Annotated in this window: 25 protein-coding genes and 1 riboswitch; of the genes, 7 read left to right on the top strand and 18 right to left on the bottom strand. The window is 35.4% G+C overall.

Annotated elements, in window-relative coordinates; all coding sequences use genetic code 11:
* Positions 1–305 precede the first annotated feature (305 nt).
* A complete protein-coding gene (gene dusB, locus EDF66_RS14800) occupies positions 306–1,304 on the top strand; it encodes a tRNA dihydrouridine synthase DusB (RefSeq protein ID WP_021192357.1) in 999 nt (332 codons plus the stop codon).
* A gap of 12 nt (positions 1,305–1,316) precedes the next feature.
* On the opposite strand, the gene EDF66_RS14795 is transcribed toward dusB, so the two are convergent.
* The 3 genes from EDF66_RS14795 to EDF66_RS14785 are packed head-to-tail and all read right to left on the bottom strand — an operon-like array spanning position 1,317 to position 4,325.
* Positions 1,317–2,828, bottom strand: coding sequence for an oligosaccharide flippase family protein (locus tag EDF66_RS14795; protein WP_132843534.1), 1,512 nt, complete (start codon positions 2,826–2,828; stop codon positions 1,317–1,319).
* Between the two features lie 11 nt (positions 2,829–2,839).
* The gene (locus EDF66_RS14790) at positions 2,840–3,121 is read right to left on the bottom strand and encodes an acylphosphatase (protein WP_021192356.1); all 282 of its coding nucleotides are present in this window, start codon (positions 3,119–3,121) and stop codon (positions 2,840–2,842) included.
* Positions 3,122–3,155: 34 nt separating this feature from the next.
* Positions 3,156–4,325: an amidohydrolase family protein gene (locus tag EDF66_RS14785; RefSeq protein ID WP_206368607.1), complete on the bottom strand. Its 1,170-nt coding sequence runs from the start codon at positions 4,323–4,325 to the stop codon at positions 3,156–3,158.
* A 630-nt stretch (positions 4,326–4,955) separates the two neighbouring features.
* A riboswitch (TPP riboswitch) is annotated at positions 4,956–5,081 on the top strand.
* Positions 5,082–5,141: 60 nt separating this feature from the next.
* Here EDF66_RS14785 and EDF66_RS14780 point away from each other — a divergent pair.
* From EDF66_RS14780 to EDF66_RS14755, 6 genes are all read left to right on the top strand, one after another.
* Positions 5,142–7,562 (top strand): TonB-dependent receptor, encoded by a 2,421-nt coding sequence (locus EDF66_RS14780; RefSeq protein ID WP_132843531.1) that lies wholly within the window; start codon positions 5,142–5,144, stop codon positions 7,560–7,562.
* 130 nt (positions 7,563–7,692) lie between these two features.
* Entirely contained in the window at positions 7,693–8,151 is a 459-nt protein-coding gene (gene dtd, locus EDF66_RS14775; protein WP_021192354.1) for a D-aminoacyl-tRNA deacylase, read from the top strand.
* Positions 8,152–8,155: 4 nt separating this feature from the next.
* Positions 8,156–8,482 (top strand): nucleotide pyrophosphohydrolase, encoded by a 327-nt coding sequence (locus tag EDF66_RS14770; protein ID WP_021192353.1) that lies wholly within the window; start codon positions 8,156–8,158, stop codon positions 8,480–8,482.
* A 150-nt stretch (positions 8,483–8,632) separates the two neighbouring features.
* The gene (locus EDF66_RS14765) at positions 8,633–9,694 is read left to right on the top strand and encodes a hypothetical protein (protein WP_132843529.1); all 1,062 of its coding nucleotides are present in this window, start codon (positions 8,633–8,635) and stop codon (positions 9,692–9,694) included.
* A 4-nt stretch (positions 9,695–9,698) separates the two neighbouring features.
* Positions 9,699–11,396 (top strand): gamma-glutamyltransferase, encoded by a 1,698-nt coding sequence (gene ggt / locus EDF66_RS14760; RefSeq protein WP_132843528.1) that lies wholly within the window; start codon positions 9,699–9,701, stop codon positions 11,394–11,396.
* Positions 11,397–11,483: 87 nt separating this feature from the next.
* Entirely contained in the window at positions 11,484–11,855 is a 372-nt protein-coding gene (locus EDF66_RS14755) for a DUF3192 domain-containing protein (protein ID WP_132843526.1), read from the top strand.
* Between the two features lie 74 nt (positions 11,856–11,929).
* On the opposite strand, the gene groL is transcribed toward EDF66_RS14755, so the two are convergent.
* From groL to mutY, 15 genes are all read right to left on the bottom strand, one after another.
* Entirely contained in the window at positions 11,930–13,567 is a 1,638-nt protein-coding gene (gene groL, locus EDF66_RS14750) for a chaperonin GroEL (RefSeq protein ID WP_207898652.1), read from the bottom strand.
* A 75-nt stretch (positions 13,568–13,642) separates the two neighbouring features.
* Complete coding sequence (groES, locus tag EDF66_RS14745; protein WP_021192191.1) at positions 13,643–13,918, bottom strand: co-chaperone GroES; 276 nt, start codon at positions 13,916–13,918, stop codon at positions 13,643–13,645.
* Positions 13,919–14,132: 214 nt separating this feature from the next.
* Complete coding sequence (gene secG, locus EDF66_RS14740) at positions 14,133–14,498, bottom strand: preprotein translocase subunit SecG (protein ID WP_132771584.1); 366 nt, start codon at positions 14,496–14,498, stop codon at positions 14,133–14,135.
* Positions 14,499–14,511: 13 nt separating this feature from the next.
* Positions 14,512–15,570, bottom strand: a complete 1,059-nt coding sequence (locus EDF66_RS14735; protein WP_132771585.1) for a tetratricopeptide repeat protein — start codon at positions 15,568–15,570, stop codon at positions 14,512–14,514.
* Between the two features lie 11 nt (positions 15,571–15,581).
* On the bottom strand, positions 15,582–16,103 hold the full coding sequence (locus EDF66_RS14730) for an LptE family protein (protein ID WP_132771586.1): 522 nt from the start codon (positions 16,101–16,103) through the stop codon (positions 15,582–15,584).
* A gap of 8 nt (positions 16,104–16,111) precedes the next feature.
* A complete protein-coding gene (locus EDF66_RS14725; protein WP_021192197.1) occupies positions 16,112–17,386 on the bottom strand; it encodes a sigma-54 interaction domain-containing protein in 1,275 nt (424 codons plus the stop codon).
* A 39-nt stretch (positions 17,387–17,425) separates the two neighbouring features.
* Complete coding sequence (miaB, locus tag EDF66_RS14720; protein ID WP_021192198.1) at positions 17,426–18,862, bottom strand: tRNA (N6-isopentenyl adenosine(37)-C2)-methylthiotransferase MiaB; 1,437 nt, start codon at positions 18,860–18,862, stop codon at positions 17,426–17,428.
* Positions 18,863–19,013: 151 nt separating this feature from the next.
* A complete protein-coding gene (locus EDF66_RS14715; RefSeq protein ID WP_243656060.1) occupies positions 19,014–19,694 on the bottom strand; it encodes an OmpA family protein in 681 nt (226 codons plus the stop codon).
* A 152-nt stretch (positions 19,695–19,846) separates the two neighbouring features.
* Complete coding sequence (locus tag EDF66_RS14710; protein WP_132771589.1) at positions 19,847–20,608, bottom strand: hypothetical protein; 762 nt, start codon at positions 20,606–20,608, stop codon at positions 19,847–19,849.
* Between the two features lie 66 nt (positions 20,609–20,674).
* Positions 20,675–21,070, bottom strand: a complete 396-nt coding sequence (locus tag EDF66_RS14705) for a hypothetical protein (protein ID WP_021192201.1) — start codon at positions 21,068–21,070, stop codon at positions 20,675–20,677.
* Entirely contained in the window at positions 21,061–22,482 is a 1,422-nt protein-coding gene (gene rlmD / locus EDF66_RS14700) for a 23S rRNA (uracil(1939)-C(5))-methyltransferase RlmD (RefSeq protein WP_132843523.1), read from the bottom strand. Before rlmD ends, EDF66_RS14705 begins: the two co-directional genes overlap by 10 nt.
* 34 nt (positions 22,483–22,516) lie before the next feature.
* Entirely contained in the window at positions 22,517–23,092 is a 576-nt protein-coding gene (locus EDF66_RS14695; RefSeq protein WP_031289705.1) for a TetR/AcrR family transcriptional regulator, read from the bottom strand.
* Between the two features lie 207 nt (positions 23,093–23,299).
* A complete protein-coding gene (pheS, locus tag EDF66_RS14690) occupies positions 23,300–24,337 on the bottom strand; it encodes a phenylalanine--tRNA ligase subunit alpha (RefSeq protein WP_132771591.1) in 1,038 nt (345 codons plus the stop codon).
* A 146-nt stretch (positions 24,338–24,483) separates the two neighbouring features.
* Positions 24,484–24,930 carry a single-stranded DNA-binding protein gene (locus EDF66_RS14685; protein WP_021192203.1) on the bottom strand — a complete coding sequence of 149 codons (447 nt, stop codon included), beginning with the start codon at positions 24,928–24,930 and terminating at the stop codon, positions 24,484–24,486.
* Positions 24,931–24,948: 18 nt separating this feature from the next.
* Positions 24,949–25,998: an A/G-specific adenine glycosylase gene (gene mutY, locus EDF66_RS14680; RefSeq protein WP_132843522.1), complete on the bottom strand. Its 1,050-nt coding sequence runs from the start codon at positions 25,996–25,998 to the stop codon at positions 24,949–24,951.
* Positions 25,999–26,010 lie beyond the last annotated feature (12 nt).

Below are 26,010 nucleotides of genomic sequence, written 5' to 3'. Positions count from 1 at the left end.
ATCAACACGATGCAAAGGTGATATTCCACACCAGTATAAATAGAAAACAGCTATCAAAAGAAATTGATAGCTGTTTTCTATTTATACTTATTCGAGCGTTGTAAATACGAACAACTTTGAAAACTTCAGAACATATATCCTTACTAATTAATCTCTTTACGAAGAAGCACATTTTAGCAAGAAACCTGCCCTGCATATTAATAAACAATAAAACATTAATTTCCTAAATCATCATATGACATTCATATCAAAAACACCATAAATAGAACTATCTCAAAATTGTTATCTTTGTAAAAAAATCAAATATGTCTGTTAAGATTGGCGAAAATATAGATTTAGGAGACTTTCCATTATTGCTAGCTCCAATGGAGGATGTAAGTGATCCGCCATTCCGTTTTGTTTGTAAGCAAAATGGGGTAGATATGATGTATACGGAATTTATCTCTTCAGAAGGATTAATTCGAGACGCAGCAAAATCACGTAAAAAGTTAGATATCTTCGAGTATGAAAGACCAATAGGTATACAAATCTTCGGTTCCGAAATCGAACACATGAGACAGTCATCCGAAATCTGCACATTAGCAAATCCAGATCTAATCGATATTAATTACGGTTGTCCAGTTAAAAACGTTGCTTGCCGTGGAGCAGGTGCTAGTTTATTGCAAGATATCGATCGTATGGTCGCAATGACAAAAGCAGTCGTGGAAGGAACACATCTACCAGTTACTGTGAAGACCCGCCTTGGCTGGGACGATGATACCAAAAATGTTTATGAAGTGGCAGAACGTTTACAGGATATCGGTATTAAAGCTTTATCAATACATGGACGTACACGCGCACAAATGTATAAAGGGCAAGCAGATTGGTCTATGATTCGTGATATTAAGCGTAATCCACGCATTAAAATTCCAATTTTTGGAAACGGCGATGTAGATTCTTTAGAAAAAGCAATTGCATGGCGCCAGGAATATGAAGTTGATGGTATTATGATTGGTCGCGCCTCAATTGGATATCCTTGGATATTTAGAGAAATAAAACACTTTTTCAACACAGGAGAACGTTTAGCCGGTCCAACAATTGCTGAACGTGTAGATGTGTGCAGAACACATTTGATTAAATCAATTGAATGGAAAGGACCTAAAACAGGTATTTTCGAAATGCGTCGTCATTATTCAAACTACTTTAAAGGTATACCAGACTTTAAAGAATACAGAATGCGATTAGTCAGTCTTCAGACATTCGAAGAGATCCAAGAAGTGTTAGACGAAATACAACATAACTTTGCAGAAGAAGCTATTTATTAAAAATAGCTTCTTCTAACTTTTAGACTTCAACATCTTCATTACCGTTTTCCTCTCGACAAAAACGGTTCCCAATAAGTAAGCAATCAACATCATATTGCCAATCCAAAAATTCCGGTCAAATACTATGTAATGGATATAAACGATCATAGTACCAACCAACATATAAGCCCCAATTTTAAAGATCTTATAAGGAATTGGATAATTCTTTTGTCCCCAAAAATAGGATAAAAATACCATTACACCATAAGTTATGGTCGTCACATAAATTGCACCGACATAGCTGTAGCGCGGAATCAGGATATAACACAATATAATTGTAATTAAAGCCCCAATACCTGAAATATAGAGACCGTATCGTGTTTGATCAGAAAGTTTATACCACACAGAAAGGTTCATATATATCCCAAGCATCACATAGTTGAATAAAATAACAGGAATAATAAATAGACCCGACCAATATTCTGCACTCTCTGAAGCAGATCCTCCTTGAATAAAATACTTAAGCCATTCAATATTGACAGACAATCCGATCATGACAACCATCATAGCAATCACAAAATATTCCATGATCATTGCATAAACCTTTTTCGAATTATCATTTTTGGCATAGGAGAAGAAAAAAGGTTCGGCTCCTAAACGAAATGCCTGCACGAAAATGCTTAAGAAAACAGCAATCTTTGCAATAGCACCATATATACCAACATCTCGGTCAGCAATACTTTTCGGTAATAATTCAGGCATTAAAATCTTATCTAGGTTTTCGTTTATGATAAATGAAATATTAGCGATCAAAATAGGAAAGCTATATCGAAACATATCACCTAATAACACCCGATCAATTTTAAAATTAAATGTTCTAATCTCGGGCAACAGCATCAACAATGTCACTGCACTCGCTACAAAATTAGAAATAAACACATAACCCAACCATGAGTTTATATACCAGCTAGAAAAATATGGTTCAGTATCCGGAAAATGTTGAAGTAAATAAGGTATGAAGACAATGAATGTCAAGTTTAAAATAACAAATGTGATGATATTGACTAACTTCAATACGCCGTAGCGCAATGGCCGACCATTAGCACGAACTTTGGCAAAAGGAACAACAGCAAGTGCATCAACGACTAAAGTAAGTCCAACAAAGTAAATATAGCTTTTATATTGACCTACAGAGTCAATATTTTCTTTTGCAAACCAATGCGCAATGTCATTAGAAAAAATAAGAATAGTTAATAGAAAAATTAAAGAAGTAAAAATGGTGACAACAAAGCTATTATTGAATACTTTAGATTTATCCTTCTCCTCAACTTTCTGTAAATATCTAAAATAGGTTGTTTCCATCCCAAAAGCTAGGAATGCATTGATCATAGCTGCCCAAGAATACATATTCGTAAATATTCCATAGGTGGAAGCTTCAAATTTACGAACGAAAATTGGCGTTAAAACAAAATTCAGTAATCTAGAGATGATAGTACTGAGACCGTAGATCAAGGTTTGACCAGCAAATTTCTTAAAAACAGACAAGATATTAAGATTTATTTAGACGATTTTTTTAGCACTTCAAAATTCTTAAAATCTTCCCAGACGCCCTCTTCACAAATCACTTCTTCCACTACTGCGCGCTCAGGTCCCTCTTCACAGAATTCTTTTAAACAATCTAGAGCAAAATCATCACCCTCTGCCTCAATATAAACAGAACCATCCGCTAAATTTCTAACAAACCCTTTAATACCCAATTGGTCGGCAACTGCTTTGGTAGATAACCTAAAATAAACCCCCTGTACTTTTCCTTTGATAGAAATATTAACATGTTTCATATCAACAAAAGTACAGAAGATTTTGAGTATTTTACTATGCTAATCTTTGCACCGTAACTTTATCAGATAATCTAAAATGTTCCATATTTTTTAATAGAACAAGACCTGGTTTTTTACCAACTTCAATTGAACCAAATTTATCATCGATATTTAAAGCCTGTGCCCCATTAATAGTAGCCCACTGGATAGATTGCTGAAAATCTAAATTATCAAAATGTTTATGTAACACTTTTAATTCATCTAAAATTGAAAGCTTATCATTGGATGCTAAACTATCTGTACCGATTACAATTTTTTGATTATCGTTTACAAAGTTCATTACTTTTGGCAATTGACCTTCAATATAAAGATTCGCCTTCGGACATAAACACCATACGATATCACGGCCCATTCGGTCCACAAAATCAAGGTCTTTCAATGACGTATACGTATTGTGAACCAAGATCAACTTATTAGGATGAGGTAAATATGGTAAATATGACTGAATTGAATTTCTAGCCTGAGCTTTAAACAAATCAGGATTTTTCCCTATTACTTTAAAGAAATCGATAAATCCTCCCGTTTTATAACGAAACAATCTATTTTCTTCATCACTCTCTTGATTATGAATACTGATAATATTAACATCAGAAACTGCTTTTTTAAATTTCTTCAGAAGTATTTTCGAACAAGAATAAGGAGCATGTGGTGTAATTGAAGAATGTGCTGGATCAAATTCATGAATCAAATCCTTAGCCTCCTGCAATCGACCATCAGCTTCATCCGGCTCTACTCCGAAGACTTCAACAAAAGTGTGGTAAAGAATCTTACTAGACTCCTTAATGTTAGATGTGTTATCAGAATTCACGTGATCTCCAACTGCCACAATACCATTATTGTACATTTCTTCATCAGCAGCAGCCATCGCTTTATCAATCACTTTTAAAGAAGTGCCACGACTTGTCATAACCGAAGAAAGAAAAGCTGGTAATCCAGTTTTTTGCGGAATCGTACCCTTCATATGGGACAATTCTAAGTGACAATGCGCATTAATAAATCCAGGAACAATAACTCCTTCAAATTTTTCAATATGCTGGCCGCTCAATTCTACGTCTTTACTTTCATAAATCCCAAGGATTTCACCATCATCATTAACTTTTACCACTCCATCTTTAATAGGTAAAGATGTAATTGGTAAGATATAGGTAGCGCTAAAATATTTCATTATTATAAAAACTTTAATAGTTACTTAGCATTCAGGTCAACGCAAAGGAACTGTGGTTATTAACGTTAAAATTCGTGCCAAAATTTAGTAAAAAAAATATTACCATTAAAAAAAACAAATTTACACAATTAGTTTAATTATTTAATCGTGATAAAAATCAAAGACTTTTAGATAAATTAACTTATAAGAATGTAACATAAATTTAAACCTTAATAAAAACTCCCTTGTTGCTAAAAATAATTAACATGAGCTAAAAGTTTGAATTTTAGCATATTTTTTGAAGGTAGGGAATAAGTTTAAATTCAGCCAATATATTATCTAAAAACCACAATTTTATTCATTTTTGTAGCGATTCAATGACGTTATGTCAGTGAAGCATCAATAAATCATGGAATTATAAATGGACATCCTTTTAGTTATAAAAAAAAGAAACCGGATCAATACAGCTACTTTAAAATCCGAAAGAAGCTAAAGATAAAGCAACACAACATTCATCATAATACAATCCTATAAACGAAAATCTATTCCACTTATTTTTACGAGCAAAACAAATTGATATTCCAAAACTCAATTCCTCAACATCCATTTTTACATTATATTTTTAGTACAGATTTTATTTAATACCTTCGCATTATCAATAAGGGGTGCCTTGTTCTACGAACACGAATAAAGGCTGAGATTATACCCAACAATACATTTATGTGTTGTGCACCTGATCCAGATAATGCTGGCGGAGGGAAAAGGTTAGTTAAATAAGTGAAAAACTGTTGTAACCCCTAGCAATAGTTTGTTTAACTCAAAATTCAATTAAAAAACATGATTAAAAATTTAATCAGCACAGTGCTATTTCTAGGAATAACATTATCCGTATCAGCTCAAAACGCTTTATCCATCAAAGTCTTAGACAATGAAACAAAAAAATCGTTACAGGGCGCAAGTATCGTTCTGACAAAAAATCAGAGTAAGAATTTAACAACTGATCGAAATGGCACTTCAAAGTTTTCAGGATTACCTGATGGACAATACGCCATAACAATCTCTTACATAGGCTATAGTACAGAAAAGAAGCAGATTGATCTGGTACAAAATACTGATCTTGAAATCTTTCTAAAACCACGTGCTATAAAAACAGAAGAAGTCCTGGTCATGGCAACACGTGCCAAAAACAACTCTTCTACAACCTATAAAAATATTAGCAAACAAGATATCGCTAAAAACAATTTCGGACAAGATATTCCATATCTACTAGATCAAACACCATCTGTCGTCATAGGATCGGACGCAGGAGCAGGTATAGGATATACAAATATGAAAATAAGAGGATCTGATAATGCCCGCATAAATGTAACATTGAATGGAATTCCGTTGAATGACGCGGAAAGTATGGGCTCATTCTTCGTCAATCTTCCCGATTTTGCATCCTCAACCGAGAGTATCCAGATTCAAAGAGGAATTGGAACTTCTACAAACGGGGCGGGATCATTCGGGGCATCACTAAACATACAATCCAATACACTCGAAAAAGAGCCGTACGTAGAATTCAACAACTCTTTCGGCTCCTATAATTCTTGGAAAAATACTTTGAAAGTAGGTTCAGGACTACTAAATAATAAATTTGCCTTTAATGTTCGTCTCTCACGTATTTTGAGCGATGGCTATATCGACCGAGCATCTTCCGATTTAAAGTCTTTTTATGTAGATGGAGGTTATTATAGTGACAAACATATTTTAAAGGCCATTGTATTCTCTGGCAAGGAAAAAACATATCAATCTTGGTACGGAACACCAGAGCCAAGATTAAACAATGATGTAGAGGGGATGAAAGATTATGCCGTCAATGATGGCTATACACAGCTAGAAACAGAAAATCTATTAAATTCTGGTCGCACTTACAACAAATACCTATATAAAAACCAAACAGACAACTACACGCAAACACATCACCAGTTACATTACACCAATTTTATCAATGAAAAACTAATTTTTAATGCGGCACTACATTACACCAGAGGTGCAGGCTATTACGAAGAATTCCGACCTGAAGACGACTTTTCAAAATACAATTTACCACCAGTCATTTCAGGAACCGATACCATCAAACAAACCGATTTGGTAAGGAGAAGATGGTTAGATAATTACTTCTATGGGACTACCTTTTCCTTCAACTATAATCCTTCACAGACAATAAAATTGACATGGGGTGGAGCTGCAAATCAATATAAGGGAGATCATTACGGTGAAATAATCTGGGCAAAATATGCTTCCGCCAGCAATTTAGGGGATAAATACTATCTCAATGATGCTAAAAAAGATGACATCAGTACATTTCTGAAAGCAGACTTTACATTCGAAAAATGGTTATTATTTGCGGATATACAGTATCGTAATATTAATTACCAAGTAAAAGGTGATGACGATAAAATCAAAGGAATGGATTTTAAAAGAAAATTCAATTTTGTAAATCCAAAATTAGGAATTACTTACCTCATCAATGAAAATTCAAATTTATACGCCTCATATGCCTATGCTAGTAAAGAACCTGTCAGAAATGACTTTGTTGATCTAAAAGGAAACAATCCCAAACCAGAGAAAATGCAAGATATCGAAGCTGGCTACCGCTTCAATAATGAAACATTTAACATCGGTACGAACTTTTATGGTATGTTCTATAAAGATCAACTTATTCCGACCGGAGCACTTAATAATGTAGGTTCTCCATTGAGAATGAATATCCCAAATAGCTATAGAATAGGCTTAGAAGTAGATGCCGCATGGAAAATTTCAGCGTATTTTGGTTGGAAAGCAACAGCGGGACTAAGTCAGAACAAAATCAAAAATTACACGGATGAAACGAGTGGAGAATTCATTAAAAAAACAGATATTGCACTTTCTCCGGCAACTATTTTATCAAGCGAGTTCACTTATCGCCCTCTTCGTTCAGTAGAAATTGCACTATTATCAAAATATATTTCAAGACAATATCTGGACAATAGTTCAGCCAAAGTAAGAAGTATAGACCCTTCATTTGTAAACAATATTAGAGCTATTTATAATTTCTCCATATTAGGTTTGAAAAATATAGACCTTGGACTTACTGTCAACAATATCCTAAATGAAAAATATCAAACCAACGGATATACTTGGGGTTATATGGACGGTACATCTCGAAAATATTTTAATTTTTACTATCCACAGGCTACAACAAATTTTATGTTAAGCCTAAACGTAAAATTCTAATAAAACAACTTGCGCCTTCAACATTAATTTAAGGCGCAAGTTGTTTTACAGCATTTTCAAGATCCATGACGTCAACAATACTTAATCAGATCAAACTCAATAGTTGGCATTTTTTTCTTAATATTGTCCTATGCGTGCAGTAATACAACGAGTTTCCAAGGCGAGCTGTTCGGTCGATAGCAAAATAACAGGTCAGATTAAAGACGGCTTACTAATCCTTATTGGGATCGAAGAGGAAGATACAATTGAAGATATGAAATGGATGGCACAAAAATTCGTTAATCTTCGAATATTTAATGATGAAAACGGTTTAATGAATAGATCGGTGCTAGACATACGTGGTGAAATATTACTTATATCCCAATTCACATTATTCGCACAAACAAAAAAAGGAAATCGCCCCTCTTTTATCCGTGCAGCCAAACCAGATAAAGCACAGCCAATGTACATACAAATGGCCCACTATCTTAGCACTTTAATAAACAGCGAAGTGCAAATGGGAATATTTGGTGCAGATATGAAAATTGATTTATTAAATGATGGGCCCGTTACCATCATAATGAATACACAGGATAAAGATAATTTCTAATACTATGACAATAAAAGAAGCACAGGAGACCATTGATAAATGGATCAATACAACAGGTATTCGCTATTTTAATGAATTAACAAACACAGCAATGCTAATGGAAGAAGTTGGAGAAGTTGCTAGAATTATGGCAAGACAGTATGGCGAACAATCATTTAAAAAATCTGATAAAGAAGTAAATTTAGCGGATGAAATGGCCGATGTTCTCTTTGTATTAATGTGCCTGGCCAATCAAACCGGTATTGATTTAACAGATGCGCTAGAAAAAAATTTAGAGAAAAAATCAATCCGTGACGCCGATCGACATAAAAACAATGAAAAATTAAAGTAATACAACATTACTATAATTTAGTTCGTTATATAAATATCAAATTAATTTTAATACAGTTTGCATGCAAACTGCTGAAGGGCTGTATCAAGAAACTTGATACAGCCTTTTAATTTCTTTATCTTTAATGCAGATCATTAATTCCCTCTGGAAATGAATTTAACACATTACGTCCATACATTAAAACACCATGTGCTTTTAGCAATCTTACTTACAGGATTAACACACGCTTCAGCACAAGATAGAAATAAAGAATTTACCTTTCAATATGACGCTCAGGAAATCGTTAATGGTAGCCAATACCAAAAGATCCAGATCCTGGATTCAAGAAAAGATACAACTCATTACGGAATCATACAAAAAGGTTTCTTAGGAAAATCCGCTACTGTAGTTGCAAATCCAGCTCTTGAAGATCAATTGCAGAAATATCTAGAAACAATCAGTAATGGAAATACGCAGAGAGATACATTGCTTTTGCAAATTCGAAGATTATCATTTTCTGAAATTGGTGGTGGAATCAAAGAAAAGGGCTTTTTTGATTTCAGAGCAAATCTATATCAAAAAAAAGGGAACAATTATTTCCCATTAAATCATATCGACAGTAGCTTTCAAGTTTCAGGAATCGATGTCTCCAACAAATTATTAAAAAAAGGAAGCCTCATTGTAGATTCATTCATTCGTAAAAATTTAATAGTAAAAGACATATCGTCCGAATCATTAACCTTACAGGATATCCAAAACATTGATTACAAGGAAAAAGAGAAATTACCATTATATGCCGCAGAACATCTCGTGGACGGGATTTATATGAGCTATGAAACTCTAAAAAACCAAAAACCAGATTATCCGCTAGTTGATGAGAAAGATAAAAAAGGCAAAATCAAATACTATTATTACACCAATGATAAAGGGAAAAAAGTAAAATTAAAAGATTCACAGATATATGCCGTGGTAGATAATGACGAAACCTATGTCTCCACAAGTTTTGGATATTATCCACTTGTAATGGAAAATGACGAATACTATTTCTATGGTTTAGCAGAAGAAAACAGTACGAGCTTCTCGATATCAGCAGGCATAGGATCAGGTTTTGGATATGGAGGTGGAATGATTGGAATTGGAGTGGGATCAGCACCTTCAAACATTAAGCGATACAAAATAAAAATTGACCATTTAGATGGAAATTTTGAAAAAATAGAACGACTACCTAATTAAGATTATGAAAAAAAGCAAATTCTATTTGTTTATTATTACGGCGGCGCTGTCAGTACAATCGTGCACAGTTTCGTTAGAACTTGATAAAAAAGCCAAGACCTTCAATAAGGCGGCGGTTGTTACCGCGCATCCCTTAGCTTCAAAAGTTGGTGTAGATATCCTAAAAATGGGGGGCAACGCCATTGATGCCGCTGTCGCAGTACAATTTGCATTAGCAGTAGTTTACCCTAATGCTGGAAACATAGGAGGTGGTGGGTTTATGGTCTACAGAAGTAGTAAAGGTGAAATCAATGCTTTAGATTTTAGAGAAAAATCACCAGAAAAAGGACATGCTAATATGTACCTAGACAAGCAGGGAAATGTAATAGAAGATCTAAGTGTATATGGCCATTTATCCGCAGGAGTTCCAGGATCAGTTGACGGAATGGTTGAAGCTCACAAAAAGTATGGCAAATTAGATTGGAAAACTTTATTAAATCCTGCTATAGCATTAGCTGAAAAAGGCTTTCCGATTACAAAACAACAGGCAGAGGAATTCAACGAATATAAAGAAAGCTTTCAAAAATATAACCCAAGTGGCGCCCCTATACTGAAAACCACAAGCTGGAAAAAAGGCGATTTATTCCAGCAACAAGAACTGGCTAATACAATTAGAAGAATTGCTGATCAAGGTCGTGATGGCTTCTACAAAGGCATAACAGCTGACCTAATTGTTAAAGAAATGCATAAAGGCAATGGCATTATCAGTTATAATGATCTTGAGAATTATAAAGCAGTATGGCGACAACCCGTTACAGGATATTACCGTGGACATAAGATCATATGTATGGCACCTCCATCTAGTGGTGGACCAGCCTTAGTTGCACTATTACAATCAGTAGCACAATATCCATTAGGAAAATGGGGATTCCAAAGTGATTCCGCTATACGTGTAATGGTTGAAGCCGAACGTCGTATTTATGCCGATAGAGCAAAGTATTTAGGTGATCCAGACTTCATAAGAGTACCTGTCAAAGAATTGACAGACTCTATTTTCAACAGTGAAAGATTAAAAGCCGTAAACTTAACCAAAGCAACCGTAAGCAGCGATGTAAAGGCAGCGAAATTTCCAGGATATGAATCAGAAGAAACAACACACTTTAATATCGTCGATTCCGAAGGCAATGCCGTTTCTATTACGACAACACTTAATAATTCATATGGATCACGTGTCTTTGTATCTGGCGCAGGCTTTATATTAAATGATGAAATGGATGACTTCTCAGTTAAACCAGGAGTTCCAAATATCTATGGCCTCGTTGGCGGAAAAGCGAATGCCATCGAGCCAAACAAACGCATGTTAAGTTCAATGACACCAACTATTGTGGAAAAGGATGGAAAGCTATTTATGGTAGTAGGAACACCAGGCGGATCAACAATTATGACCTCCGTCTTCCAAACGATAGTCAACGTAATTGACTATCAACAAAATGCACAGCAATCCGTTTCATCCCCGCGTTTTCATCATCAATGGCTACCCGATCAGATTGATGTAGAAAAAAATGCAATAACTCCCGTAGTAAGAAAAAGTCTAGAAAATGCAGGGTACAAAATATCACCCAGAGGTAATATAGGCAGAGTGGAAAATATCATAATATTACCCAACGGAAAACTCCAGACAGGTGCCGATCCGCGGGGTGATGATACCGCTTCAGGTTTTTAGTATATTAAATTTTAAATAGTATAGATTATTTTTAAAACAATTAAACTTATACAAACATATCAGCTCTATATAACAAACACTGATTTTATGATTAAAAATTATACGTATCCAATCAGCAGAACAATGATGATGCTATTTTTTGCCACTTTAATCGTGAGCTGCAGCATGCTAAAAGGTCCTGACTTTACAAAAATACAAGTTGGCATGACCAAAGAGAAGGTTATTCAGCAACTAGGAAAGCCGGATGCCGTAGTAGCCTCAAAAAAATATCAAGACGGTATATTAGAGATTTATGAATATGGCACTGCACAATTAGAAAATGCGGCAGATTCAACTTCAGGATATAGAATCTACTGGCTATACTTTTTCAACAATGAACTTCAAGAATGGGGAATAAAAAGAAACTATTCACCATCTGATTACGATGGATATTACGAGAAGTATAGACGCCGTCATTAATTAAATAAACAAAAAAGCCCTGTTGCAAAATTGCAACAGGGCTTTTTTATTATATTTAATAAAGAAGAATGATCTTACATCATTCCGCCCATGCCACCACCCATTGGAGGAGCACCAGCACCATTATTTTCTTCTGGCTCATCAGCTAATACACATTCAGTTGTTAACAACATAGAAGCGATAGAAGCTGCATTCTCTAAAGCTACACGAGAAACTTTAGTTGGATCGATAACACCAGCACCAATTAGGTTTTCGAATACATCAGTACGAGCATTGTAACCGAAGTCCCCTGTACCTTCTTTCACTTTCTGAACGATAACAGCACCTTCAATACCAGCATTGAAACAGATCTGACGTAAAGGTTCCTCGATAGCACGTCTGATGATCTCGATACCGATAGTCTCATCTTCATTAGCACCTTTTAATCCTTTTAAAGCGTCAGTAGCACGAATGAAAGCAACACCACCACCTGCAACGATACCTTCTTCAACAGCTGCACGAGTTGCATGTAAAGCATCATCAACGCGATCTTTCTTCTCTTTCATTTCTACTTCAGTAGTAGCACCTACATAAAGAACAGCAACACCACCTGATAATTTAGCTAAACGCTCTTGTAATTTCTCACGATCATAATCAGAAGTAGTTGTTTCGATTTGAGAACGGATTTGAGCAACACGAGATTTAATATCTTCAGCATTACCGGCACCATTAATGATTGTTGTATTATCTTTATCAACAACAACTTTTTCTGCTTGACCTAAGTAAGATAATTCAGCATTTTCTAATTTGAAACCTCTTTCTTCAGAAATCACTGTACCACCAGTTAAGATAGCAATATCCTCTAACATTGCTTTACGACGGTCACCAAACCCTGGAGCTTTCACTGCTGCAACTTTCAGTGAACCACGGATTTTATTAACAACTAAAGTAGCTAATGCCTCACCATCTAAATCTTCTGCAATAATGATTAATGGTTTGCCAGTTTGTACTTGTTTTTCTAAAATCGGCAACAACTCTTTCATGTTACTGATTTTTTTGTCATAGATTAAAATGTACGGATTTTCAAGTTCCGCTTCCATTTTATCAGAGTTTGTAACAAAATATGGAGATAAGTAACCACGGTCAAATTGCATACCTTCTACTGTTTTAACTTCAGTTTCAGTACCTTTTGCTTCTTCTACAGTAATAACACCATCATTACCTACTTTTTCCATTGCTTGCGCAATTAAAGCTCCGATAACTTCGTCATTATTTGCAGAAATTGATGCTACTTGTTTGATTTTATTATTGTCTTGACCAACAGTTTGAGATTGCGATTTTAAATTCGCAACAACTGCTGCTACAGCTTTATCAATACCACGTTTCAAATCCATTGGATTAGCACCTGCTGCTACAGATTTAATACCTGGAGCTACGATAGCCTGAGCCAAAACAGTTGCAGTAGTTGTACCGTCACCTGCTTGATCAGCAGTTTTAGAAGCAACTTCTTTCACCATCTGAGCGCCCATATTTTCTAAGGCATCTTTCAATTCGATTTCTTTAGCAACAGTAACACCATCTTTAGTGATAACCGGAGAACCGAATTTTTTTTCAATGATTACATTACGTCCTTTAGGACCCAAAGTTACCTTTACTGCATTTGCCAATGTGTCAACACCCTTTTTAAGTGCTTCACGAGCTTCAACGTTATATTTTACTTGTTTTGCCATTATCTTTAAATTTTTGAAATTTTCACCTGATCCCAGAAGAGACCAAATTTATTTACATTTGGATACTATATAAAAAAATTAAATAACCGCGTAAATATCAGCCTCACGCATAATTAAATACTCTTTACCTTCAACAGTAATTTCAGTTCCAGCATATTTACCATATAAAACTTTATCACCAACTTTAACAGTCAAAGGTTCGTCAACTTTACCCGTTCCAACTGCTACAACGATTCCTTGTGATGGTTTTTCTTTTGCTGTATCAGGGATGTATAATCCTGAAGCTGTTTTTTCTTCTGCCTGAGCAGCTTCAACTACTACTCTGTCACCGATAGGTTTAATGTTTAATGCCATAATATATTTTATTTTTAGTTCTATTTCAATTATATCTAAATGTCATCAGCAATTATGCCAAAGAGCCAAGAGCAGACTTTTGAGACAAATTTGCATCGAAAAAACAAGGCACTGGCAGATTTCATTCACATTCTGTCAGGCTGTCACGCTACAAAACTGACAATACAAAAAAAGCCCCCAATTACTTGGGGGCTTTCAATTTCTATACAACAACCTATTTAGTTGAATCTGTTACAGTTTTCTGTGCCGGAGCTTGTTGAGCTGGAGCAGGTTGTTGTGTATTATTTAAATTCAATGGACTAGTTTGTGCAGGAGTTTCAATTTGATTACCCAAACCACCACCCACAGTAGCTGTTGTAGTTGGAGCTACGATATTAAATGCTAAACAAAAAACCATGATCGCAATCACTAATCCCCAAGAACCTTTTTCTAAAAAGTCACCTGTACGTTTTACACCCATAATATTAGTTCCACCAGCAAATCCTGATGATAAACCACCTCCTTTTGGATTTTGTATTAAAACTAAAAATGATAATAAAATACTTGCCAAAATTATAAGAGCAATTAATATTCCTTGCATTTCTCTATATGTATTAAGTTAATTTCTTTTCTAAATTTAAAATTTCCGACGCAAAGTACGCATTTTTTTCTGGATATTTCAAAACTAATTTTTTGTAAACCTCTATAGCCTTAGGATATAATCCTTGTTCGATATAAATTCGGGCCAAAGTTTCAGTCACCAGCGAATACTGATCTTCCGAACTTTTCCTTGCTTTATTTTCCAGATTAATCTTATCAGCTGGAGGAGGTTTTATCTGCGGATCCTCTTTGATAAATCGTTCGATCAGATGATCCGTATTTTTCTTCTCTACCTGAAATGGTACCGTATTTTTAAATTCCTCGCTTAACTTAACCTCAGGAGACTGTAGATGAAAAATATTCTCCTTAATCTGTTGATCCAAAACTTGAGCATCAATCGTCTGTTTAAACCGAGTCACATGCTGTTCTGCAGAATGAGCATGATAATTTGGGGCCTTCAAAAATGGCTGGTACGTATCTGCATGCTCTAAACGAGTTTTATGTAACCACCATAAAAAACTATAAGGCATCAGCTCATCGTCATACACACTGATCCGCTCTTCCTCACGCACTTCTTCATCCACAGGACCTATGACAAAGGTCGACTCCACAGATAACATTGGTTCATTAGAAATATCATCTTTAATCTCCTCCAGAATATCATCGGTTTTTTCCAATCGAAAAAAATCATGCGCTACACCGGATTGAATCAAAGCATTTAGTTCCTCTCTTCCATTATCAAGATCTGCAGTTGAATCCTCCTGTACATCATCAATTGTATCTTCGAAAGCAATATAATCATCCGATTCAACTTCAATAGGTAATTCAACAGGAACAGCTTTATGCAGATACTCATATAACCAATTTGGATTAGCAGCATAGAGCAATGTCGAAGAAATATTATGAACTTCCCTATTTAGCAAGTAGAGGTGTCTTTCATAAGCAAAACGAAGAGACTGCGCATATGGAAATTTGGCAATCAAGGACAACAAATCAGATTCCGAAAGAGATAACGGATTGTTGATCGCTTGATGAAACAAGTTTATATCGTCTGAAATTCGTCTATTTTCCATATCTCAAACCACTACCAATTAGCAAATGCTTTATTGTAAACATCTTCTGTCAACATTAGAATAATTTCTTTATTTAATGTTTCCTCTTGAGCCGATTGCAATTGACCAGAAAAATCTTTAAACCTTGTGAAAGATTGTTCAAAATTGTCCTTCTCAACGATTTTATTATGATAATTTACTTTAATCGTTATTGAAAGGCGATTTAATGCAGCACGATCCGTTCCTGCCTCAACAGCAGCGGGACTAATCGTATAATCCGTGATAAAACCCTCAAAAGTTGCATCAGCATTATCATTAACCTGACTCAACCGCGATTGATTACGTATACGCTCTTTTAAGGCTTCTGTAAAATTCTGACTTAAGGTTGGATAAACCATTGATGCAATATTCTCAAAGTACAATACGCTCACTGTTTTCATCCCATCAGGAATAGATCCACCGGTAAAACCATATTTTACACCACAGCTTGTTGTAAAAAACAACATCGCTATCATGATAAAACCCGGTAGCAAACTTGATCTAAGCTTCTTCATAAACGAGATTATAAATCTAAATTTAAGTCTTTAATTTTTCTGTACAAAGTTCTTTCGGAGATACCCAACTCCTGCGCTGCCGCTTTACGTTTACCACGATGCTTCTTAAGCGCTTTTTTAATCAAATCGGATTCTTTCTCTGTTAAAGATAACGATTCTTCAACTTCTTCGGCATCTTGTGTATCATAATTTAAATATCCATCTTGACCCGGGTTACTTTTCAGCACATTAGGTTGATGTATAGTCAATGTCTGTGAAGCGGCCAAATGATCTTGAAGCCGATCAGCACTAGGTTCAACCTCTTGATACAATCGATTAATGTAGGGAGAATTTTCATCAAACGTGGAAGGATTAACTCCATTTTGAATCAATTCAACAACCAATTTTTTCAAATCAACCATATCTTTCTTCATATCAAAAAGAACCTTATATAAAAGATCGCGCTCTGAAAAATCATCCTTTCCACTTTGATTAGCAACTACTGCTGGTAAAGTAGAACGGCTTTCAGAAGGAAGATAATTTTGTAAAATTCGCGCATCCACAACTCGTTCTTTCTCAAGAACGGCAATTTGTTCCGCAATATTTTTCAACTGGCGCACATTTCCTGGCCAGCTGTATGTCTTCAATAGTTGTTGTGCATCGTCAGTCAGTTGTATGCTTGGTGAGCGGTATTTATCAGAAAAATCGACAACAAACTTTCTAAATAACAAATAAATGTCTTCCGCACGTTCACGTAATGATGGAATCCGAAGGGGAACAGTGTTCAATCTGTAATAAAGATCTTCTCGAAATTTACCATTTTGTACAGCATTAAAAACATCAACATTTGTCGCAGCAACTACGCGAACATTAGTTTTCTGAACCTTAGAAGAACCCACACGGATGTATTCACCAGACTCTAAAACACGTAGCAAACGAGCCTGTGTACCTAAAGGTAACTCCCCTACCTCATCTAAAAAAATAGTACCACCATCGACAACCTCAAAATATCCCTTTCTTGCTTCATGTGCCCCAGTAAAAGAACCTTTCTCATGACCAAACAATTCCGAATCAATTGTTCCTTCAGGAATAGCCCCACAGTTCACAGCAATAAAAGCACCGTGTTTACGCGCGCTTAATTGATGAATAATATGTGAAAACACCTCCTTACCACTACCACTCTCCCCTTGGATCAAAACTGAAATATCAGTAGGAGCCACTTGACGGGCAATATCTATAGCCCTATTAAGTAAAGGTGAGTTACCTATAATCCCAAATCGATTCTTAATATCTTGATTATCCATCCTCTAAATTTAAGAATAAAGACCTCTATTATATTCTAATTAATCAACTATTTTACCCAGTAAAGTAGCCGAAGTACAAGACTCGATCATTACAGTAACGTAATCACCAGCCTGATAACGTTCATCTACAGGAAAAATAGCCATTGCATTTTGATCATTACGACCAGCAAAATCTTTATCCGAGCGTTTTGAAAAACCCTCAATTAAAACACGTTGGTTTTTACCTACAAATTGCTGTAAACGTTCAAAACTATGTGCTCTTTGTTTCGCAACAATTTCTGTTAAACGACTTTTCTTAATTTCTTCTGGAATATCATCAGCATAACGTTTAGCAGCTAATGTACCCGGACGTTCCGAATACGCAAACATAAACGCATAATCATACTTCACGTAATCCATCATGCTCACTGTATCTTGATGCTCTTCTTCCGTTTCTGTACAAAAACCAGTAATGATATCTGTTGAAATACCACAACCCGGAATAATCCGGTTGATTGCATCAATACGATTGATATACCAATCTCTATCATAAGTACGGTTCATTAATTCTAATACTCTAGAATTTCCAGACTGTACAGGTAAATGAATGTATTTACAGATGTTATCATAGCTTGCCATTGTATGCAGCACCTCATCAGTAATATCTTTTGGATGAGATGTCGAGAATCGAACACGTAATAACGGGTTCACTTCAGCCACCAATGCTAATAAGTTCGCAAAATTAACAGGAGCACTTGCTTCTTGCCCTTCAATTGTAGGGGCAGTATATTTATATGAATCAACGTTTTGTCCCAACAAAGTGACCTCACGATATCCTGCATTGAACAAATCATGCGCTTCCTTCACAATAGATGCCGCATCACGACTGCGTTCCCTACCTCTGGTAAATGGAACAACACAGAACGAACACATATTATCGCATCCGCGCATAATCGAAATAAATGCTGTGATACCGTTCGAGTTTAAACGAACAGGACTTATATCAGCATATGTTTCTTCACGAGAAAGCAATACATTAACAGAACGATTTCCATCGTCCACCTGTGAAATTAAATTTGGCAAATCACGATAAGCATCAGGACCAACAACAACATCAACTAACTTTTCTTCTTCCAAAAATTTAGCTTTCAATCGTTCTGCCATACATCCCAACACACCCACGATCATACCAGGGTTGCTTTTCTTAGCAAATTCAAATTCTTTCAAACGATTACGTACACGTTGCTCAGCATTCTCACGAATGGAACATGTATTGATAAAGACAACGTCTGCCTCTTGATAATTTTTCGTTGTTTCAAATCCTGTCTCCAATAAAATAGAAGCAACTATTTCACTATCAGAAAAGTTCATTTGACAACCATAACTCTCAATATATAACTTACGTCCATTACCTTTGGAAACATTATTTTCAATCAATAAGGCTTCACCTTGACGCGTCTCGTCGTGTTCCTTAGTTGTATGCGCAAAATCTAACATAGCTCAAAATTCAAAGACTACAAAGTTAGGAATAAATATTGAATTGATGACAGTTTGTCATATTAATATTGCACCTAAATGAATATAAAAACCAACAAAAAAGCGCTGATGATACATCAGCGCTTTTTTAAATATAAAATATTTTTCAGACCTATTGAGCTTGGCTCTTAGCTTCTTGTTTCATTTGATTACCAGCAACGATAACAATTTCTACACGACGGTTTGCTGCACGACCTGCTTCAGTATCATTACTCTCCAAAGGCTCAGAGAAATTTCGTCCTTCCGTACGGATACGAGAAGAAGCTAAACCTTGAGAAACTGCAAATGCACGAACCGCATTAGCACGGTTTTCAGAAACTTTTTGATTGGCATCTAAAGATCCAACGTTATCCGTATGACCGATAACCAAAATATCAGTACCTTGCTCTTTATTTAAAGTCGAGACTAAGTTTTTAATATTTTCTCTCGCAGAAGCTTTCAAATCAGATTTATTAAAATCAAATAAAATACCTGAATCAAATTTAACCACGATACCTTCACCCGCTTGAGTAACTTCAGCACCCTCAACAGTTTTAGCGATCTCGGCGGCTTGTTTGTCCATCTTCTTACCAATTAAGACACCTGCAGCACCACCGATAGCAGCACCAGCAATAGTACCAATAGCGGTACTACCAGCCTTGTTGCCTATTAAAGCTCCTAATGCACCTCCTGCAACCCCACCAATTACGCCACCTTTTGTGGTATTATTTGTATTTTGAATTGTTGAACAACTCCCAAATAACATTGCTGATGTAGCCACTGTAAGACCAAAAACAGCTAACTTCTTATTCATTTTCATAATTATAATATCTTAAATAATATTTCCAGTGTGATTCCACAGCTATATGAAACAAACCGAATGCCAAAAAATAAATAATAGCCGATAAAGACCAATTTTAGTAACAAAAATATCGACAATAGTGAACAGATAGAAAATTGAATGGATTATTTCTCTTGTGTTTTTACTTCAATATCTGGAAGAGTAAGCCCCTCTGGACGGCCATTTTTATTAAAATCAGCAAGAGAACGTTGTACATACTCCAAAAAATCATAATGTTGCCAATTTGCAACCATATTCGGAGATGGCCTATAAATGCGCATAAAAGAATCTAAATCTTTATCATCCAATTTTGTTATTTCTCGGACAGCGTCCTTAGAAAAAACCTTATCCACTTGCAACTGTTCTTTTTCACTGTCTAGAAAACGACTGAAACGCTTTGCATTTTTAGCCTCACGCCCAAAAAGGTTATAAAGAGCAGTGGCCGGGCTAGCCAAGTAGGTTCCAAACTTATTACTACCACCATTATAAACGCCCTTCTTTCCGTAGTCACGCATAGCTTCATTTAATTCCGCTTCCTTAGTTTTACGTTCTATAATAACGGTCTCTAGTCGAATTCCTGATTGCAATTCAACATAGAAATCTTTAAGATCACTAATTAAAGTTTTCGCCTCAGCGTAACCAATTTTAGAAAAAGATAAACTATCTCCAATAGATGCTTCAATTACAAATACACCAAATGAATTGGACACAACAGATTTATTTGTCCTCAAATTACGAACATTCACCTCAGGAAGACGCAATGAAGTTCCTTTTTCGAACACCATCCCAGAGATACGCTGTATTTGTTGTGCCTGAACATTTGTGCCTAAAAAAAACAGGAACACGAAGCTAAGCAAACTGATATGGCAAATTATTTTTCTATACATATTTAAATAAAAGTAATAATAGTTTGACACATCAATTGTTAAAAAAGTTTAAATATTTAAGAATTCCTATTTATAAGGATAAAAGACAAAATTTGCACCTTCAGGAACAATAACTAACAAACACATAAAATCCTGTGCACGCTTAAACTTTTTGATAAACGCGTCTTTCCTATCCTCTTTAATAATATTTGATTCAACAAGCTCTTCAAATGTAGAAGCGTTAATACTCCAGTTTGTTTTTAGCTCGACATGATCTAAAATCAATTCACCGACATTAACAACATGTTGGTGCGCTATAAAAATTGGATACGCAGATAAGCCCTCAGCCATAATTTCTAAAGATATCTCCTTAATCGAATCACTATAATAATCTAAATCGATCTTTAAACTCTTTAGGGGACTAGATTTTTGGCTATCATCTTCATTATTTTTCGATGCCCCAAACCACTCTTCTATTTCCATAATTCTCCCTTTAATTTTAATAAAACAACATTTTCAACATGTTGTGTATGCGGAAACATATCAACAGGTTTAATACGAACCACATCATATTTTTCAGCCAATAAAGTCAAATCACGTGCCTGAGTCGCCGCATTACAACTTACATAAACAATTTTTGGAGATTCCATTTCTAATAGTCGTGCAACAACATCGGTATGCATACCAGCACGAGGGGGATCTGTAATGACTACATCAGGTTTGCCATGTTTAGCAATAAAGCTTGCCGTTAGCACATCTTTCATATCTCCTGCATAAAATTTCGTGTTTTTCACGCCATTTATTTCCGAATTGATTTTCGCATCTTCAATTGCCGACGGCACATATTCAACACCAATAACCTCCTTAGCATATTTAGCAACAAAATTTGCAATTGTACCAGCGCCTGTATACAAATCATATACAAGTTCATCACCAGACAAGCCTGCAAAATCTCGGGTTATTTTATACAGTTCATAAGCTTGCGCAGAGTTCGTTTGATAAAATGACTTTGGTCCAACCTTAAATTTAAGACCTTCCATTTCCTCATAAATGAAATCGCGTCCATTATAAATCTCTATTTCCTGATCAAAAATCGTATCATTCTTTTTCTGATTAATAATATAAAGAAGAGAAGTTATTGACGGAAACTTATCCTTAATGAAAGACATTAATAGCTCAACTTGTCCTTCTTCTGGATAAGCGAACACCACGATCACCATCAATTCTCCTGTTGAAGAAATACGAATGATTAAATTACGTAACACGCCACTATGATCACGTAAATCATAAAATGATAGCGCATTTGCGACAGCAAATTCTCGAACACTATTACGCAATACATTAGAAGGATCTTCTTGCAAATAGCAATGACTAACATTAAGAATCTTATCGAATCTTCCCGGAACGTGGAAACCTAGAGCATCCATATTCATATCTTCCACATTATCATCCAAAGTCGTCAACCATTTCTTATTAGAAAAAGTGTACTCCAATTTATTCCTATAATATTCCGTCTGCCCAGATGCCAATATAGGCTCCATTGAAGAAGTATCAACTTTGCCAATACGTGTGAGCGCATTTTCTACAGACTGCTGTTTAAACAACAGCTGTGCATCATAGGTCATATGTTGCCATTTGCAACCACCGCATACTCCAAAATGCTCACAAAAAGGTTCAACACGATATTCAGATGCTTTCTTCAAGGTCTGAATACGACCTTCACCAAAGCTTTTCTTTTTGCGCATCAATTCAACATCAACCACATCACCTGGAATTGCCTTTTCAACAAACAATACCAAATCATCTGTTTTTCCAACACCCTTACCTTCTTCTGCAATATCAATAATCGCGATATCGTTGAAAACTAATCTTTCTTGTGAATTTCTTCTTCTCATATTGGCGCAAAATTACGCTTTTTTGATCAGAATTTTAATGAATAGTTGCGTGAACTAAATAAGGAAGAATTTCCTTTTGAAAAGAAATGAAATTTTTACGCACATCTGCTTCTGTAACCGCTGTAAATGCAAATGAAAATACAATGTTTTTGCTCGTCTTAATAAGGAAAGTCAGCTTCTTTTCGGAGATAGAAGCTGCAATGGTATCATTTTGAATAAAAGAACTCAGCAATAAAAATTCTAAATCATCGGAGAGCGTCTTTAAATACTCCTGCGCATTAGCAGATTCACGAATAAATTCCCAACCTACAAATTCATTACAGACTGTATAAGTAAGGCGGCTAACTTTCAAAATTGTATTTCCCAGAAAAACTGCCAAATCCTCTTCTCCGACGTTCTTTTTCAGAATATCCTTCACATTCTCTTGAATATACTCCATTAAAATAGCGTGAAGAATCAGCTCTTTACTATCAAAATATTTATAGAATGTCGCTTTTGCTATATTAGCTCTTTTTGCCAATTCATTAACGCTGGTTTTATTATAACCGTACTTACGAAATAGCTCTCGAGCAGATCTTTTGATAGATTCAATAATTTTATCTGCTTCCATAGATTTATCTTGAAAATTTAAGTACATGAACCAAACGTCGAGCAACCACAACGTTTAAAATACGATTATTCATCAATAAAATTTCATTATCAAACACATATTTATTTGCATTAATGAAAAAAGAAATCACATTATCTATACCTTTTAAAATCAATTTCTTGATTAAAAGTATAGATAATGTGATTAAATAATCTATTCGTTCTATCATTAAATGATTTCGCTTTCAAATTGAGATAAGAACCTCACATCATTTTCAGAAAACAATCGTAAATCTTTAATCTCATATTTTAAATTGGTGACACGCTCAATCCCCATACCGAAAGCAAAGCCAGAGTATTTTTTACTATCGATACCACAGTTATCTAAAACGTTTGGATCTACCATACCGCAACCTAAGATCTCTACCCAACCGGAGTATTTACACAATTGGCAACCTGCACCTTTACAAATTGTACATGAAATATCCATCTCAGCAGATGGCTCTGTAAACGGAAAGTAGGAAGGGCGGAAACGCACCTGTGTACCTTCACCATATAATTCCTGCACAAAGTGAAACAATGTTTGCTTCAAATCCGCAAAAGAAACATTCTCATCCACATACAATCCCTCCACTTGATGGAAGAAACAGTGTGCACGAGCAGAAATCGCTTCATTACGATAAACACGACCAGGCATAATAGCTCGGAAAGGTGGCTTACCAGCTTCCATTAAACGAACCTGTACCGATGAGGTATGCGTACGCAATGTAATATCATTCCCTTCTTGTTTTTTAATAAAGAAAGTATCCTGCATATCACGAGCAGGATGTTCCGGCGGAAAATTTAAGGCCGAAAAGTTATGCCAGTCATCTTCAATTTCAGGTCCCTCAGAAACGATAAAACCCAATTTCTTAAAAATCTCAACAATCTCTTTACGTACCAAAGACAGTGGATGACGGGATCCCAACTTTAAACCCTGACCAGGTAAAGTAAGATCACCTTCACTCTTTTGAGCCTGTGATTTATTCGCACCAAATTTTTCGTGAGCCTCTTGGTATGTTTTTTCAGCAAATTGTTTAAACTCGTTCAATACCATACCCAAAACACGCTTCTCTTCTACAGAAACAGTTTTAAATTCATCAAACAAACTTTTAACAATACCTTTTGAAACTAAAAATTTCAATCTGAAATTTTCTACATCAGCTGAAGAAGTTGGAGCAAATTGCTTAATTTCCTCAGTATACTGCGTTATTTTATCTTGCAACATAATTATTCAAAGATACACCAAAATATTATAAAAGATAAAGGGTTTTCGTAAGTGAAGTTCAAATTTATGTAACAAGAGCAAAAAAATAATCACAAAAAAAGAGCATCATTAAAAAAGATGCTCTTTTTCGAAATATATTCCAGCACCTAAAACGGTAATGGATCACTATCATTCTCATTCTCTGTAAAATCGACTTCAACCTCCTTATTCTCAATCTTATCTGCATGAGATTGAGCAGGGGGAGCTGTAGGAGGTTCAAAATCAGATTTCCTTCCTAATAGGGTGAAGTTCTCAGCTACAATTTCAGTAGAATAACGTCTTATACCCTCTTTATCTTCATATGAACGCGTTCTTAAGCGTCCTTCAATATAAACTAACTTTCCTTTTGTCAGATACTTTGCTGCGACATCCGCCAATCCACGCCAAAGAACAACTGTATGCCACTCCGTTTGCTCTACACGTTTTCCATCTCGATTAAAATTTTCTGATGTTGCTAATGGAAAACTAGCAACAGAGACATTATTGTCTAAATATCTAATTTCTGGATCTTTGCCTAAATGGCCTACTAGAATAACTTTGTTGACTCCTGACATAATATTTAAGGTATTTGGTTATAATTTAGCTGTTTCTAAAAAAGAAAATATGAGCTTATGTTTAGCTAATTTATCCAAATCTTTTAATAAAACATAATTCCAATTTACTTTTTTTTGCTCCAAATCCCTAGAGCTTAACACGCTATAGAAAGTCGCATAAATATTTTGATGGCTTAAAACATGTTTTTTATTCCGTTGCAACAAACTTATTGTAACTTCTGGCCCAAATAAAGCTAAAAACTCTGGATGAGCAGTTATTTCCAACTCTTCTAAAGCCTCAGAAGTTTCAATCATAGGAAATTCATACAAATTCTCCCAAACATCAGATGCGCCACGCTTAGACATTAAAATTTCATCGTCCTTTTGAATAATAAAGTAGTGAAAATAACGATTTCTGCTTTTCTTAGCTTTAATTTTCACAGGTAAATCAGCCACCATTCCATGCGTATAGGCAAAACAGTCTAATTGCAATTCACATTCACCACATAATGGAGCCTTTGGCTTACAATGTAGAGCACCAAAATCCATAATCGCTTGGTTATACAATGCCGGATAGTCTCGATCAAGATTATCCTTTGCCAATTGTGTAAAGATTTTTTTACCCGCAGGAGTATTAATAGCCGTCTCTACACCAAAATAACGAGATAAAACACGAAAAACATTTCCGTCTAACACTGCTTGCTGTTCATCATTCGAAAAAGAAGAAATCGCCGCTGCAGTATACTCCCCAACTCCCGGCAGTTTAATTAATTCTACATACGATTTAGGGAATTCACCTTGATACATATCACGCACAATTCCTGCAGCCTTATGCATATTTCGGCCACGGGAATAATACCCAAGTCCCTGCCATAAATGCAAAATATCATCTTCAGAAGCGTTAGCAAAAGCTAAAACATCAGCATATCGATCCACAAACCGCAAGTAATAAGGCATGCCCTGCTCTACACGGGTTTGCTGTAAAATAATTTCAGACAACCATATTTTATAAGCATCCCTTGTATTTCGCCAAGGCAGATCACGCTGATGATCATGATACCATTCTATTATTTTTTTTGCAAATGACATCCTGCAAAAATG

Origin of the sequence: Sphingobacterium sp. JUb20 (assembly GCF_004342035.1) — a bacterium.
GTDB lineage: Bacteria > Bacteroidota > Bacteroidia > Sphingobacteriales > Sphingobacteriaceae > Sphingobacterium > Sphingobacterium anhuiense.
The sequence above is the reverse complement of the archived record's forward strand: the minus strand, read 5'-3'. Positions and strand labels throughout refer to the sequence as shown.

Coding starts and splice junctions, on each gene's coding strand:
- rlmD (WP_132843523.1), bottom strand. CDS start 22,482: ATGAGAAGAAGAAATTCACAAGAAAGATTAGTTTTCAACGATATCGCG.
- EDF66_RS14785 (WP_206368607.1), bottom strand. CDS start 4,325: ATGAAATATTTTAGCGCTACCTATATCTTACCAATTACATCTTTACCT.
- EDF66_RS14705 (WP_021192201.1), bottom strand. CDS start 21,070: ATGGAAATAGAAGAGTGGTTTGGGGCATCGAAAAATAATGAAGATGAT.
- EDF66_RS14755 (WP_132843526.1), top strand. CDS start 11,484: ATGATTAAAAATTATACGTATCCAATCAGCAGAACAATGATGATGCTA.
- EDF66_RS14725 (WP_021192197.1), bottom strand. CDS start 17,386: ATGGATAATCAAGATATTAAGAATCGATTTGGGATTATAGGTAACTCA.
- dtd (WP_021192354.1), top strand. CDS start 7,693: ATGCGTGCAGTAATACAACGAGTTTCCAAGGCGAGCTGTTCGGTCGAT.
- EDF66_RS14780 (WP_132843531.1), top strand. CDS start 5,142: ATGATTAAAAATTTAATCAGCACAGTGCTATTTCTAGGAATAACATTA.
- miaB (WP_021192198.1), bottom strand. CDS start 18,862: ATGTTAGATTTTGCGCATACAACTAAGGAACACGACGAGACGCGTCAA.
- dusB (WP_021192357.1), top strand. CDS start 306: ATGTCTGTTAAGATTGGCGAAAATATAGATTTAGGAGACTTTCCATTA.
- EDF66_RS14735 (WP_132771585.1), bottom strand. CDS start 15,570: ATGGAAAATAGACGAATTTCAGACGATATAAACTTGTTTCATCAAGCG.
- EDF66_RS14770 (WP_021192353.1), top strand. CDS start 8,156: ATGACAATAAAAGAAGCACAGGAGACCATTGATAAATGGATCAATACA.
- pheS (WP_132771591.1), bottom strand. CDS start 24,337: ATGTTGCAAGATAAAATAACGCAGTATACTGAGGAAATTAAGCAATTT.
- EDF66_RS14715 (WP_243656060.1), bottom strand. CDS start 19,694: ATGAATAAGAAGTTAGCTGTTTTTGGTCTTACAGTGGCTACATCAGCA.
- EDF66_RS14730 (WP_132771586.1), bottom strand. CDS start 16,103: ATGAAGAAGCTTAGATCAAGTTTGCTACCGGGTTTTATCATGATAGCG.
- ggt (WP_132843528.1), top strand. CDS start 9,699: ATGAAAAAAAGCAAATTCTATTTGTTTATTATTACGGCGGCGCTGTCA.
- EDF66_RS14790 (WP_021192356.1), bottom strand. CDS start 3,121: ATGAAACATGTTAATATTTCTATCAAAGGAAAAGTACAGGGGGTTTAT.
- secG (WP_132771584.1), bottom strand. CDS start 14,498: ATGCAAGGAATATTAATTGCTCTTATAATTTTGGCAAGTATTTTATTA.
- EDF66_RS14765 (WP_132843529.1), top strand. CDS start 8,633: ATGAATTTAACACATTACGTCCATACATTAAAACACCATGTGCTTTTA.
- mutY (WP_132843522.1), bottom strand. CDS start 25,998: ATGTCATTTGCAAAAAAAATAATAGAATGGTATCATGATCATCAGCGT.
- EDF66_RS14685 (WP_021192203.1), bottom strand. CDS start 24,930: ATGTCAGGAGTCAACAAAGTTATTCTAGTAGGCCATTTAGGCAAAGAT.
- EDF66_RS14710 (WP_132771589.1), bottom strand. CDS start 20,608: ATGTATAGAAAAATAATTTGCCATATCAGTTTGCTTAGCTTCGTGTTC.
- groES (WP_021192191.1), bottom strand. CDS start 13,918: ATGGCATTAAACATTAAACCTATCGGTGACAGAGTAGTAGTTGAAGCT.
- EDF66_RS14695 (WP_031289705.1), bottom strand. CDS start 23,092: ATGGAAGCAGATAAAATTATTGAATCTATCAAAAGATCTGCTCGAGAG.